This is a genomic window from Cellulomonas sp. PhB150 (assembly GCF_003755175.1).
Taxonomy (GTDB): Bacteria; Actinomycetota; Actinomycetes; order Actinomycetales; family Cellulomonadaceae; genus Cellulomonas.
The window spans coordinates 544,499-556,483 of the sequence record NZ_RKHX01000001.1; the positions used below are offsets into that span (position 1 = coordinate 544,499).

The 11,985-nt window shown below is 73.5% G+C and carries 12 protein-coding genes; 6 read left to right on the top strand and 6 right to left on the bottom strand.

Annotated elements, in window-relative coordinates:
• Window positions 1-94: 94 nt before the first annotated feature.
• Window positions 95-307 carry a hypothetical protein gene (locus tag EDF34_RS02605; protein WP_233575150.1) on the top strand — a complete coding sequence of 71 codons (213 nt, stop codon included), beginning with the start codon at window positions 95-97 and terminating at the stop codon, window positions 305-307.
• 66 nt (window positions 308-373) lie between these two features.
• On the opposite strand, the gene EDF34_RS02610 is transcribed toward EDF34_RS02605, so the two are convergent.
• On the bottom strand, window positions 374-1,663 hold the full coding sequence (locus tag EDF34_RS02610) for an MFS transporter (RefSeq protein ID WP_123369794.1): 1,290 nt from the start codon (window positions 1,661-1,663) through the stop codon (window positions 374-376).
• Window positions 1,660-2,334, bottom strand: a complete 675-nt coding sequence (locus EDF34_RS02615; protein ID WP_123369795.1) for a winged helix-turn-helix domain-containing protein — start codon at window positions 2,332-2,334, stop codon at window positions 1,660-1,662. Before EDF34_RS02615 ends, EDF34_RS02610 begins: the two co-directional genes overlap by 4 nt.
• A 110-nt stretch (window positions 2,335-2,444) precedes the next feature.
• Here EDF34_RS02615 and EDF34_RS02620 point away from each other — a divergent pair, with 110 nt between their 5' ends.
• Window positions 2,445-2,810 (top strand): PH domain-containing protein, encoded by a 366-nt coding sequence (locus tag EDF34_RS02620; protein ID WP_123369796.1) that lies wholly within the window; start codon window positions 2,445-2,447, stop codon window positions 2,808-2,810.
• Window positions 2,811-2,874: 64 nt separating this feature from the next.
• Here the strand turns inward: EDF34_RS02620 and EDF34_RS02625 are convergent, their stop codons facing one another.
• The 3 genes from EDF34_RS02625 to EDF34_RS02635 all read right to left on the bottom strand — a co-directional run bounded on the left by EDF34_RS02625 (window position 2,875) and on the right by EDF34_RS02635 (window position 6,391).
• Window positions 2,875-4,446, bottom strand: coding sequence for an RNA polymerase sigma factor (locus EDF34_RS02625; RefSeq protein ID WP_123369797.1), 1,572 nt, complete (start codon window positions 4,444-4,446; stop codon window positions 2,875-2,877).
• Between the two features lie 199 nt (window positions 4,447-4,645).
• Window positions 4,646-5,038, bottom strand: a complete 393-nt coding sequence (locus tag EDF34_RS02630) for a universal stress protein (RefSeq protein WP_123369798.1) — start codon at window positions 5,036-5,038, stop codon at window positions 4,646-4,648.
• Between the two features lie 216 nt (window positions 5,039-5,254).
• Window positions 5,255-6,391, bottom strand: coding sequence for a DUF4192 domain-containing protein (locus tag EDF34_RS02635; RefSeq protein ID WP_123369799.1), 1,137 nt, complete (start codon window positions 6,389-6,391; stop codon window positions 5,255-5,257).
• A 115-nt stretch (window positions 6,392-6,506) separates the two neighbouring features.
• Here EDF34_RS02635 and EDF34_RS02640 point away from each other — a divergent pair, with 115 nt between their 5' ends.
• Together EDF34_RS02640 and EDF34_RS02645 are read left to right on the top strand one after the other, a co-directional pair.
• A complete protein-coding gene (locus EDF34_RS02640) occupies window positions 6,507-7,037 on the top strand; it encodes a hypothetical protein (RefSeq protein ID WP_233575151.1) in 531 nt (176 codons plus the stop codon).
• 10 nt (window positions 7,038-7,047) lie between these two features.
• Window positions 7,048-8,169 carry a polyprenyl synthetase family protein gene (locus EDF34_RS02645; RefSeq protein ID WP_123369801.1) on the top strand — a complete coding sequence of 374 codons (1,122 nt, stop codon included), beginning with the start codon at window positions 7,048-7,050 and terminating at the stop codon, window positions 8,167-8,169.
• A gap of 13 nt (window positions 8,170-8,182) precedes the next feature.
• On the opposite strand, the gene EDF34_RS02650 is transcribed toward EDF34_RS02645, so the two are convergent.
• Window positions 8,183-8,593 carry an Rv2175c family DNA-binding protein gene (locus EDF34_RS02650; protein ID WP_123369802.1) on the bottom strand — a complete coding sequence of 137 codons (411 nt, stop codon included), beginning with the start codon at window positions 8,591-8,593 and terminating at the stop codon, window positions 8,183-8,185.
• 154 nt (window positions 8,594-8,747) lie between these two features.
• On the opposite strand from EDF34_RS02650, the gene EDF34_RS02655 reads away from it, so the two are divergent.
• The gene (locus EDF34_RS02655; protein ID WP_123369803.1) at window positions 8,748-9,905 is read left to right on the top strand and encodes a LysM peptidoglycan-binding domain-containing protein; all 1,158 of its coding nucleotides are present in this window, start codon (window positions 8,748-8,750) and stop codon (window positions 9,903-9,905) included.
• A gap of 61 nt (window positions 9,906-9,966) precedes the next feature.
• Window positions 9,967-11,967 carry a Stk1 family PASTA domain-containing Ser/Thr kinase gene (gene pknB, locus EDF34_RS02660; RefSeq protein WP_123369804.1) on the top strand — a complete coding sequence of 667 codons (2,001 nt, stop codon included), beginning with the start codon at window positions 9,967-9,969 and terminating at the stop codon, window positions 11,965-11,967.
• Window positions 11,968-11,985 lie beyond the last annotated feature (18 nt).

Here is an 11,985-nt window from a genome sequence, read left to right on the forward strand (position 1 = left end):
TCATGTGTCAGTTCAGTACGCGGTCAGCGAACCACCCCCTCCCGGTGACATGGAAACGGGGACGGGATGGTTGTATGGGGATGTGACAGGGACCATGACTGAACCGCTGACCGCAGCCGACCGCTGCGACCGCTGCAACGCGCAGGCGTACGTTCGCGTCGTCCTGCCCGTCGGAGAGCTGCTGTTCTGCGCGCACCACGCGCGGGAGCACGCACCCAAGTTCGCCGAGCTCGCCACCCACGTCCAGGACGAGACCGACCGCCTGCTCGCCGAGCACGGCGCCGGCGCGGGTGCCGCGAACGTCTGACGCGGTCGCCAGAACCGACACGAGGGGCCCGGACCGGGAACGGTCCGGGCCCCTCGTCGTGGTCGGTCAGGCCGGCGTGAGGACCTCCTCGTCCGCGAGCACGCTCTCCCGCGCCGGGATGTGGTCGACGAACTTCAGGTGCGGCACGGCGAGCACGGCGGCGACCAGCGCGAGCCCGCCTCCCACGAGCAGCGGGAGCCGCAGGTCGATGCGCGACACGAGCCCGCCCAGCAGCGCGCCGCACGGCGCGAGCCCCCAGACCAACGTCCGGGTGGCGCCGTTGACGCGGCCGAGCATCGCGCCCGGGACGATCATCTGCCGCACCGTCGACGACTGCACGTTCCACGCCGTGCCGGCCAGCGCCCCGACGGCCATCGTGAGCGCGGCGACCACGATGCCCGCCGTCCCGGACGGCACGAGGGCGAGCACGACGAACGCAGCGCCCGCGACGGCCGTGGCCGTGATCATGGCGACCCGTCGGCCGAAGCGACGGGCGAGCGCGGGCGACCCGATCGCGCCGCCGACCCCGCCGAGGGCCATGCCGGCCGTGAGCAGGCCGAGCGCGGCCTCCGGCACGCCGACGCCGCGCACCAGGTAGAACATCAGCGCACCCTGCGCGAACTGCATGGTCAGCGCGATGCACGCCGTGACGAGGACCAGACCACGCAGGTCCCGGTGGCCGAACGTGTACCGCAGGCCCGCCCCCGTGGCCGCCCAGATGCTCTCGCGCGGACCGTCGACGACCGGCGCCTTCGGCTCGGGCGTCGGGCGCCCGGCGGCGCGCGGCAGGGTCAGCACGAGCACGGCGGCCGCGGCGTAGGCGACCGCGCCGACCGCGAGCGGGAGCGGGACGGCGACCGAGAACAGCGCCGCTCCGAGCGGGAGCGCCACCATGCCCTGCATGACGAGCTCGCCCGCCTGGAAGCGCGAGTTGGCCGTGTCGAGCCGGGCCGTCGGGACGAGCGTCGGGACCATCGCCTGGGCCGCCCCGTCCGCGAGCGTCTCGATGCAGGCCGCGACCAGCACGGTCGCGAACAGCAGCCACAGCGGGATGCCCACCGTGCCGGCGATGACCGCCAGCGCGACGTAGGCGCCCGCCCGGGCGAGCGCCCCCAGGCCCATCACGCGTCGGCGGTCGCTCCGGTCGACGACGGCGCCGGAGATCACACCGAGCACGAGCCACGGCAGGAACGCCAGCGCGCTGATGACCGAGACGACGAACGGGTCGTCGCTGATCCGCATCGCGAGCAGCGGCATGACGACCATGCCGACGCCGTCGGCGAGGTTGCTGGCCAGGCTCGCGGACCAGAGCCGGTGGAACGAGCCCGGCAGACGCACGTCCGTGGTGGTGGTCATGACCGGTTCTCCTCGTCGTCGTGACCGGCGCGCGACCCGCGTGCCGCACTGCCGTCGCCCGCCGCCTCGCGCCGCGGGAAGGCGCGCAGCTGGAGCTCCACCACTCGGGCCCCCGCGGGGCGCTCGTCCTCCCGGCCCGTCGTCCGGCCGGCCCACGCCTCGAGCACGCCCATGAGCTCGGCGGTCATCTGGGAGAGCTCGTCCGGCGTGAGGATCGCGAGGTCGGTGACCTCCGCGACGCGTCCCTCCCAGTCCGGCTCGAGGCCGGCGGCTGCCCGGGCACGGAAGTCCGCAGCAGCCTCGAAGCGCAGCCGGAGCCACTCGTCGGCGAACAGCTGGAGCGACTCGCGCGCGGCGGGCGCGCGCAGGTCCTGGCCGCTGAGCACCTGCCGGTTCTGCGGGATCTGCCACCAGCGCTCGCGCGCCGTTCCTCGCCCGACGACCTCCTCGACGAACCCGTGGGTCGCGAGCTGGCGCAGGTGGTAGCTCGTGGCCCCCGACGACTCCCCCAGCAGCTGCCCGAGCCCGCTCGCGGTCGCCGGGCCCGCACTCAGCGCGTCGAAGAGCCGGATGCGCAGGGGGTGGGCCAACGCCTTGAGCCGCGTGACGTCGACGATCGCGTCGGGTCGCTCGCCAGGTCGCTCGCCGCGCTGCTCGTCATCGGATGCCATGACGAGGACCGTACCCGTGCAAAGAGTTCTTTGCAAGCATTTCTTTGCATGCTGGGATGCTGCGTGTGGTCGAATGTCCGACGTCGACACCCCACCAGCGGAGGACCCCCATGGCTGAACCTGTCTTCGACCGTCGCGAGCAGCTCGAGCTCGTCCAGGACGGGCTCCTCGACGGCGAGGAGGTGCTCGCGGTCTACGACTGCATCGGCGCCGGCACCGGCTTCGTCGGGCTCACCACGAAGCGCGTGATCCTGCAGGACAAGAGCTTCGTCGGCAAGCGCGTCGCGCTCACGTCGGTCCCCTACCGGCACGTCCGGTCGATCTCGGTGGTGAGCAACAAGTCGTTCGTGGGGAAGTTCGTCTCCTCGAGCAGCCTCGCCATCGACACCGGGGGAACCGTGCACGAGGCCGACTTCCGCGGTGAGGACAAGGCGCACCAGGCGCACCACCTCATCCTGTGGCACATCACCCAGTAGGTCCTCGGAACGACGAACGGGCCCCTCGCCGTGTAGGCGAGGGGCCCGTGACGTACGGGATCGATCAGTCCAGGTAGTCGCGCAGGACCTGCGACCGCGAGGGGTGGCGCAGCTTGCTCATCGTCTTCGACTCGATCTGCCGGATCCGCTCACGCGTGACCCCGTAGACCTTGCCGATCTCGTCGAGCGTCTTGGGCTGGCCGTCGGTGAGGCCGAACCGCATCGAGACGACGCCAGCCTCCCGCTCGGAGAGCGTGTCGAGCACCTGGTGCAGCTGCTCCTGCAGGAGCGTGAAGCTGACCGCGTCGGCCGGGACGACGGCCTCGGAGTCCTCGATGAGGTCACCGAACTCGCTGTCACCGTCCTCGCCCAGGGGCGTGTGCAGCGAGATGGGCTCGCGGCCGTACTTCTGGACCTCGACGACCTTCTCGGGCGTCATGTCGAGCTCCTTGGCGAGCTCCTCGGGCGTGGGCTCGCGGCCCAGGTCCTGGAGCATCTGCCGCTGGACGCGCGCGAGCTTGTTGATGACCTCGACCATGTGCACCGGGATGCGGATGGTGCGGGCCTGGTCGGCCATGGCGCGGGTGATCGCCTGGCGGATCCACCACGTGGCGTACGTCGAGAACTTGTAGCCCTTGGTGTAGTCGAACTTCTCGACCGCGCGGATCAGACCGAGGTTGCCCTCCTGGATCAGGTCCAGGAAGAGCATCCCGCGGCCGGTGTACCGCTTGGCCAGGGAGACGACGAGGCGCAGGTTGGCCTCGAGCAGGTGGTTCTTGGCGCGGCGGCCGTCCTGCGCGATCCACTCGAGCTCGCGCTTGGCCTTCGGCTCCATCGTGAGACCGGCGCCCAGACGCTCCTCGGCGAACAGACCGGCCTCGATGCGCTTGGCGAGCTCGACCTCCTGCTCGGCGTTCAGCAGGGCGACCTTGCCGATCTGCTTGAGGTAGTCCTTGACCGGGTCGGCCGTGGCACCGGCGGTGATGACCTGCTGCGCCGGGGCGTCGTCGTCGTCCGCGTCGGAGTAGACGAAGCCCTTGTCCTCGGACTCCTCCTCGGCGGCCGGCTTCTTCTCGCCGTCCTCCGTCTCCTCGCCCTCGGCGACGACGACCGTCTCGGTCGCGTCGGCCTCGACGTCCTCGATCTCGACCTCTTCGAGGGCGTCGGCGGCGGGCTCGTCGGCGTCGCCGCTCTTGGGCGCTGCCTTGCCGGCCTTGGCGGTGGTCTTCGCGGCAGGCTTGGCAGCCGTCTTGGCAGCTGCGGCACGGGGCGCGCGGGCGGCGGGGACGGTCGCCTCACCATCCGCCGCAGCGGCAGTCTTGGGGGCGGCGCGGCGGCGGACCGGCTTCTCGGTCTCGCCGTCGGCGACCGTGGCCTTCGCGGCAGGACGGGCCTTCGCGCTCGTCGCGGCGACCGCGCGGGCCGGCACCGGCTCGCTCACGGTGATGCCGGCGGTCGCAAGACCGCGGACGACGGCGCGCAGGCGCTTGGCGTCCTGCACGTCGGCCACCTCGCAGGCGGTACGCAGCTCGGCGGCGGCGACGGAGCCGTGGGTCCTGCCACGCACGATGAGGTCCTGGAGCGCAGGGTGCTCGAACTCACGCGGAAGTGCGGGATGCGGGGTCTGGGACGACACGAACGACCTTTCGGCAGCGCAACTCCCCGGAGGGGGTCACGGGGTGAGACTCATATTGTACCGAGCCATTTCCCGGTCGGCGGCCCAACGGGCACACCACAGGCACGGGAGATCTGGGGTTATCGGCTCCAACGTCCCGGGGAGCCCGAAGATTCCCCGTGCGCGGATCCGGTGCGGCGTGGCCGGACGGCCGACGAGGTCAGCCCGCGGGCTTGACGGTCAGGACCGGGCACGGGGCGTCGAAGAGGACGCGCTGGGCGTTGACGCCGAGGATCAGCTTGCCCACCGGGCTGCGGCGGCGCAGCCCGATCACGACCAGCTCGGCGCTCACGTCCTCGGCCGTGGTGATGAGGTCGTCGGCGACGTCCCCGCCGTCCAGGAGCCTGATCTCGTGCGCGGTGCCGTCGGCCGCGAGCGCAGCGTCGACCCGCGCGAGCTCGGCCTCGACCTCGGCGCGCTGGTCCGCGGGCTCGTCGGGTCGTGAGCTGACCACGACCACGACCCGCTTGCCACGCTGCTTGGCCTCGACCACGGCCGCGTCGAGGGCTGCCCGGCCCTCCGGGGTGGCGAGGTACCCGACCACGATTGCCATGACGCACTCCCGTCCACTGCCCACGCCGCACCCGGCCGTGCGGCCGGTCGACCCGGCCGACCGGCACCGACCCAGGGGGCGGCGCGGGATGCGACCGTGCGGGCGTGACGCTACCGGAGCGCGGCGCGCGGGACGACCCCGGGCGCCGGTCCACGTGGCCGTGACAGGCCGGGGAGCAGCGCCGACGCCGGCGCTCACGCGGCCCGACGCCGGCGCTCACGCGGCCCGGCGACGCGTCCACCCCGGCCCGACGGCCGCGGCGAGCAGGTCGACGAGCATCCGCGCGAGCCGGTAGTCGGGGTCGTCCGCGAGCGCGCGGTCGAGCAGGATCTGGGTGCGCGCCCCGTCGCCGCGCCACCACGACAGGACGGCGAGCAACGTCCAGGCGGGTGCCTGGTGCCCGGTGCGGCCGTGCGCGACGACCGCCTGCAGCGTCTGCTCGTGCGTGCGACACCGCGCCAGCGGGGGCGCGATCCCCTCGTCGGCATCCATGATCCGGCGTAGCGCGGCGCCCATCGCCGCGTCGTCGGCCGGGTCCGGGCCGATGCCGCGGACGCAGCGCTCCGCGAGGTCACCCGTGCCGGGCACGAGCGAGACCAGCACCGCGTCGCGCACCCTCCGGTCGGCGAGCCCCGCCTCCAGACGGCCCCACGGGGCGGCTCTGCCGGCGGGCGTGCTCTCCACGGACGCGACGGCTGCCCGCCACGCGGCGACGGACGCCGCGCGCCAGTCGCCCACCGCGTCCGGCCCGGCGGCCCACGCCTCCAGGCAGCGCGCCTCCCACCGCCGGCGCACCCTCGACACCGACCGCCGCGCCTGGTCCGGCGCACGCTCGACGGGCACGAGGTCCTCCCGTGAGCCGGCGACGGCCGAGCCGGCGAGCACCATGTGGGCACCCACCAGCGTCGACTCGAGCTCGCGCAACGGGCGGCCACCCGCCGGGCAGCACGCGTCGTCGTCGCACCCGAGCTCCAGGTAGCCGTCCGGGGTCACGACCAGGACGTCCACAGGCCCGAACGGGCCGGCCGCCGCGTCCTGCACGTGACGGGCCGCCACGTGCAGCGGCGACGGGCGACGGCGCGGGTCCGGACCGTCGGTGTAGAGGACGCACATCACACGCCGCGCACCGTCGGTGTCGAGCGTGGTGATGGCCGACCGCGCCAGCTGGGGTCCTGCCTCGGGGTCCAGCAGGTCCGGCAGGTCGACCCGCATGATCAGGCCGACGGCTCCGCGCGGCGGACGCAGGCTGATCAGCACGGCACTGTCGCGCGGCCGGAATCCCAGGCGGTGCGGGATGTAGGCGAGCACCTCGCGCGGCTCGCTGACGCGGATGGTCTCGATGTCGGTCTCCATGTGCGCCAGCCCACCGCAGCGCGGGACGGCGCGGGGGCACGGCGTCGGATCTGTGCACGGAGCCGGCCTGCTCGTGGGCTGTGGTCGGCTCGACGGACCCGGCTACCCTGGCCCGGTGCTGCGCCCCCGACCTCTCCTCGTCGCGCTCGGCTGCGCCGTGACCTGCGTCCTGACGGCGGGCGGCTGCACCACGAGCCAGCCCGCGCAGCTGGAGCCCACGCAGTCGTCTTCGGCCGTCGTCGACCCTGCTCCCAGCGCGGCCGAGTCGCTGCTGCCGCAGGACCAGCCCACGGGGTCCGCGGTCGGGACCCTCGCGCCCGAGTTCCCCGTGGCGCTGCTCCCCCTGCCCGAGGGAGCCACCGTGCTCGTCTCGTCCGCGGTACCGGTGCCGGGCTCCGACCTCGTCGACGTCAGCCTCAACCTGCGCACGTCGCAGTCGACCAACGCCCTGCTCGCGGCCGTCCGCAAGCCCCTGCTCGCGGCGGGCTTCACGGAGACGGAGCCCGCCGAGAAGGAGCCGGACCTCGCGGCGCAGGCCTCGTTCACGCGCGACGACGGCGACGAGCGCATCATCCTGGGGATCCTCGACCTCGACGACCAGCGCACGCTGACCCTCTCCGGTCGCGTCGACCCTGACGTCACCTAGGCTGCCGGGCGTGAGCCTGGACCCCCGCACCCTGACCGACGTCGAGGACGTGCGAGCGCGGGTGGACGCCCACGTGACCTCGCACGTCGGCCGGCTCGCTGCCGTGCTGGCCTCGGTCGGGGACGGCTCCGCGCCGCTCGTCGGCGCGGTCACCGAGATGCTCTCCGGCGGCAAGCGGCTGCGTGCGGCGTTCTGCTACTGGTCGTGGCGGGCGCACGGTGGCGCGCCGGGGACGCCCGACGAGGTCGCGGTGCTGCGGGTCGGCGCCGCGCTGGAGCTGTTCCAGGCTGCCGCCCTGTTCCACGACGACGTGATGGACGACTCGGACACCCGCCGGGGGCACCCCGCGGCGCACCGGGCGTTCGCCGACCGGCACCGGCGCGAGGGCCTCGAGGGCGACGCGGAGCAGTTCGGGCTGTCCGCGGCGATCCTGCTGGGGGACCTCGCCCTCGTGGCCAGCGAGCAGGAGTTCGCGGACGCCGTCGCGCAGGCTCCCGCCGTGCGCGCGGCCCGGGCACGCGAGGTGTTCGACCTCATGCGCACCGAGGTCACCGTCGGGCAGTACCTCGACGTGCTCGCCCAGTCGCTGCCGTGGGGCACCGACACCGACGCGGACGAGCGCCGTGCCCGCGAGGTCATCCGCGCGAAGTCGGCGCGCTACAGCGTCGAGCACCCGATCGTGCTGGGCGCGGCACTGGCCGACGCGGACGACGACGCGCTGGCCGCGTGCCGCGAGCTGGGCCTCCCCCTGGGCGAGGCCTTCCAGCTGCGCGACGACCTGCTCGGCGTGTTCGGCGACCCCGCCGCAACGGGCAAGCCCGCGGGCGACGACCTGCGCGAGGGCAAGCGCACCGTGCTCGTGGCCCGCACGGTGGCGCACGCGCGCGGCGCCGGGGACCAGGTCACGCTCGACCTCGTGCGAGCGACTCTCGGCGACCGGGACGCGTCCGACGAGCAGATCGCGGCGCTCGCAGCGGCGATCGCCGCGTCGGGCGCGGTCGAGGGCGTCGAGGGGCTCATCGACGAGCTGTGCACCGCCGGGTTCGCCGCGATCGACGCCCGCGGCTGGGCCGAGCCGGCCGCCGGCATGGTGCGCGCCCTGGCCCACGCGGCCACCGACCGCACGGCCTGAGTGGCGCGAGCCGCTACAGCTCGGCCTGAGCCAACCGACGCACCTCGGTCTTGCCGCCCGCGCGCAGCGCGTCGATCGGCGAGCCGCGCAACGCGTCGATCGGCGCGAACAGCCAGACGAGCGCCTCCTCGTCGGAGAAGCCGGCGTCCCGCAGCAGCGTCAGCGTGCCCTGCAGCGACGCGAGGACGGTCCACTCGGGCAGTCCCTCCGCCCGCGAGGGCGCCGAGGGATTGGCGAGGTGACCCGGCACGAGAAATGCCGCGGGGATGGAGAAGACCTTCGGCTCTCCCCGACGAATCCCGACGAGGCGCCCCTCCTGCACGATGCGTCGCACCTTTCCGGCGTCGAGATCGAGCCGCTCGGCGACATCAGGGACGGTGAGCCACTCGGCGACGAGGGCGTCGGGCACGGGGGTGTCAGTCACGGCGCCAGCCTACGCAACCGGGGGAATCACCCGCGCGCGAGGCCGTGCAATTCGGGCGTGGGGTTTTCACCGTTGCACGGGTGGGATACGTTCACGTTCTGTCACTTCAGTAACACCAGTCACTTTTCTTCACTCGTGCACCAGGGGATTCGACATGACGCAGCCCACCGCCAGCCGTCCCGATGCCCGCCGACTCGTCACGACGAGCACCGGCGCGATCGCCCTCGCGGCCATCGCCGTGACCGCATCGGGCACGGGCGCGCACGCCGACGAGCGCTACACGGTGCGGTCGGGGGACACGGTCAGCCACATCGCCGCGCGCACCGGCACCACGGTCACGTCGATCGCCCGCGCGAACTCCCTGGCGGACGCCTCCCGCATCCACGCGGGCCAGGTCCTGACGATCCCGAGCGGCTCGACCCGCACGGCCACGGCCTCGAGCACGAAGCCGAAGGTCACGCACACCGTGCGCGCCGGCGAGACCGTCAGCGCGATCGCCCACCGGTACGGCACCACCGTCGCGAAGGTGGTCGCCAAGAACCACCTCGACTCGCGCGCGCTGATCCGCATCGGTCAGGTGCTCACCATCTCCGGCGGCTCGTCGACGACGACGAAGACGGCCACCGCGCACACCACGGCGAGGACCGCGACGTACACGGTCCGCTCCGGCGACACGGTGAGCGGCATCGCCCACCGGCACGGCACGACCATCTCGGCGATCGCGAAGGCGAACGGGCTCGACTCGCGCGCACTGATCCGCATCGGCCAGGTGCTCGAGGTCCCCGGAGCGGCGACGACCACCACCAAGGCGTCGACGCCGAGCACGAAGGTCCCGAGCAGCTTCCTGGGCCGGACCTACTCCGAGGCCGTCGTCGGCGCCGCCAACACCAACAAGGCGACCCTCGAGCGCGTCGGCGTCCCGTCGAGGGCCGAGATGCAGCGCACGGTCGCCCGCACGGCACGCGCGATGGGCCTCGACCCCGCGCTCGCGCAGGCGATCGCCTTCCAGGAGTCGGGCTTCGACCACACCTCGGTCTCCCCCGCCAACGCGATCGGCACGATGCAGGTCATCCCGTCATCGGGCCAGTGGGCCTCCGACCTCGTCGGGCGCCATCTGAACCTGCTCGACCCGGACGACAACGTCACCGCCGGCGTCGCGATCCTGCGCTCGCTCGTGCGCACCTCTCCCGACCTGCCGCGCGCCATCGCGGGCTACTACCAGGGCGCGACCTCGGTGAAGAAGTACGGCATGTTCGCGGACACGCGACGCTACGTCGCGAACGTCCAGACGCTCATGACGCGCTTCGGCTGACCCTTGACTGGCCGCGTGCGCCTCCGACGACCGCGCCGACCGCGCCCGTAGACTCTCGCGCGTGGGAGCAACCATCACCGATCCGCTCGTCGGCCGCCTGGTCGACGGCCGGTACGAGGTCGTCTCCCGGATCGCGCGCGGCGGCATGGCCACGGTGTACCTGGCCGTCGACCGCCGGCTCGACCGGGACGTGGCCCTCAAGGTCATGCACCCGCACCTGGCCGAGGGGTCCTCGGGGGCCGACTTCGTCGCCCGGTTCCGCCGCGAGGCGCGGACCGCCGCCCGCCTGACGCACCCCGGGCTCGTCGGGGTCTACGACCAGGGCGTCGACGGCGAGACCAGCTACCTGACCATGGAGTACGTCGACGGCGTCAACCTGCGCCGCCGGCTCGGCGAGCGCGGTGCCCTGACCGTCGGCGAGACGCTCGACGTCGCCGCCGCCGTGCTCGACGCCCTCGCCGCAGCGCACCGAGCGGGCCTCGTGCACCGCGACGTCAAGCCGGAGAACGTGCTGCTGGCGAGCGACGACCGCGTCAAGCTCGCCGACTTCGGGCTGGCCCGCGCCGTCACCGAGGTGACGGCCACCACCACCGGCACCGTCCTCGGGACCGTCGCCTACCTCGCACCCGAGCTCGTGGTCCGGGGCGCGAGCGACGCGCGGACCGACGTGTACGCGTGCGGCGTCCTGATCTTCGAGATGCTGACCGGCCACCAGCCCTTCACGGGCGAGACCCCGATCCAGGTCGCGTTCCAGCACGTCAACTCCGACATCCCCGCGCCGTCCGACCAGGTGCCCTGGCTGCCCATCGAGATCGACGACCTCGTGCGGGCGCTCGCCGCGCGCGACCCCGAGGACCGGCCCACGGACGCGGGCGCGGCGGGCGAGCTGCTGCGGCGCACCCGGGCCGCGCTCGACGAGGAGACGCTCGACCGTCGCGCCGACGTCGCGCCCTCGATCGTCCTGCCCGCCGCGACCGATCCCGCCGAGACCGATCTGGGGACCGGCGCGGTCGAGGCCGCCCCGAGCGACGAGCCCGACGACGCGGACGCGACCACCCGACTGGTGACCGACAGCCCCGGCTCGACCGTCGCGCTGCCGATCGGGCTCGCGGGTGCGCTGGCGACCCAGTCCGCCCCCGCTCCCCCGCGCCGCCGACGGCGCCTGCTGCGCTGGGTCGCCGTCCTGCTCGTCCTCGTCGCCGTCGTCACGGGCGGCCTGTGGTGGTACGCGGCCGCCGGGCCCGGTGCCTGGACGGACGTGCCGACGGTCGCGGGGAAGACCGCCGCCGCCGCCCAGCAGGCGCTGGTCGCCGACGGGCTCGAGGCGTCCTCGACGAAGGCGTACGACGACGAGGTCCCCGTGGGCGACGTCGTCTCGACCGTCCCGGTGGCGGGCGAGTCCGTCCGCAAGGGCTCGACGGTCGAGCTGACCGTGTCGGAGGGCCCGCGGTACGTGAACGTGCCCTCGGGCGTGGTGGGTGCGATGCAGGCCGAGGCTGCCACGACGCTCGAGGAGGCCGGGCTCGGCGTGAAGTACGCCCCCAAGCAGTACGACCTCAAGGCTGCGATCGGCGAGGTGCTCGCGGCGACGCTGCCCGACGGCAGTCCCGCCGACCCCGGCACGCGCACGACCTGGGGCACCGACGTCACGCTGACGCTGTCCCAGGGGCCGCGCCCGGTCACGGTGACGAACGTCGTCGGCGCGAGCCTCGACGTCGCCAAGCAGACGTTCAAGGAGGCCGGGCTCAAGGTCAAGACGACCAAGGAGTACAGCCACACCGTCCCCGAGGGCGTGGTCATCAGCCAGAGCCCGAAGTCGGGTGACAGCGTGCTCGAGGGCGAGACCGTCAAGCTCGTGGTGTCCAAGGGCCCCGAGCCCGTCGAGGTCCCCGACGTCGAGCGGATGGGCTTCGACGACGCCCAGAAGAAGCTCACGGACCTCGGGTTCGTGGTCACCGAGAAGAAGTCGTGGGGCGGCTTCATCGGCCAGGTCGTCGACCAGAGCGTCGACGCCGGCAGCACGGCCCCGTGGGGCAGCACCATCGTCCTGACCGTCGTCTGACGGTGCGGGCCTCTGACC

Coding starts and splice junctions, on each gene's coding strand:
- EDF34_RS02615 (WP_123369795.1), bottom strand. CDS start 2,334: ATGGCATCCGATGACGAGCAGCGCGGCGAGCGACCTGGCGAGCGACCC.
- EDF34_RS02620 (WP_123369796.1), top strand. CDS start 2,445: ATGGCTGAACCTGTCTTCGACCGTCGCGAGCAGCTCGAGCTCGTCCAG.
- EDF34_RS02635 (WP_123369799.1), bottom strand. CDS start 6,391: ATGGAGACCGACATCGAGACCATCCGCGTCAGCGAGCCGCGCGAGGTG.
- EDF34_RS02610 (WP_123369794.1), bottom strand. CDS start 1,663: ATGACCACCACCACGGACGTGCGTCTGCCGGGCTCGTTCCACCGGCTC.
- EDF34_RS02630 (WP_123369798.1), bottom strand. CDS start 5,038: ATGGCAATCGTGGTCGGGTACCTCGCCACCCCGGAGGGCCGGGCAGCC.
- EDF34_RS02655 (WP_123369803.1), top strand. CDS start 8,748: ATGACGCAGCCCACCGCCAGCCGTCCCGATGCCCGCCGACTCGTCACG.
- EDF34_RS02605 (WP_233575150.1), top strand. CDS start 95: ATGACTGAACCGCTGACCGCAGCCGACCGCTGCGACCGCTGCAACGCG.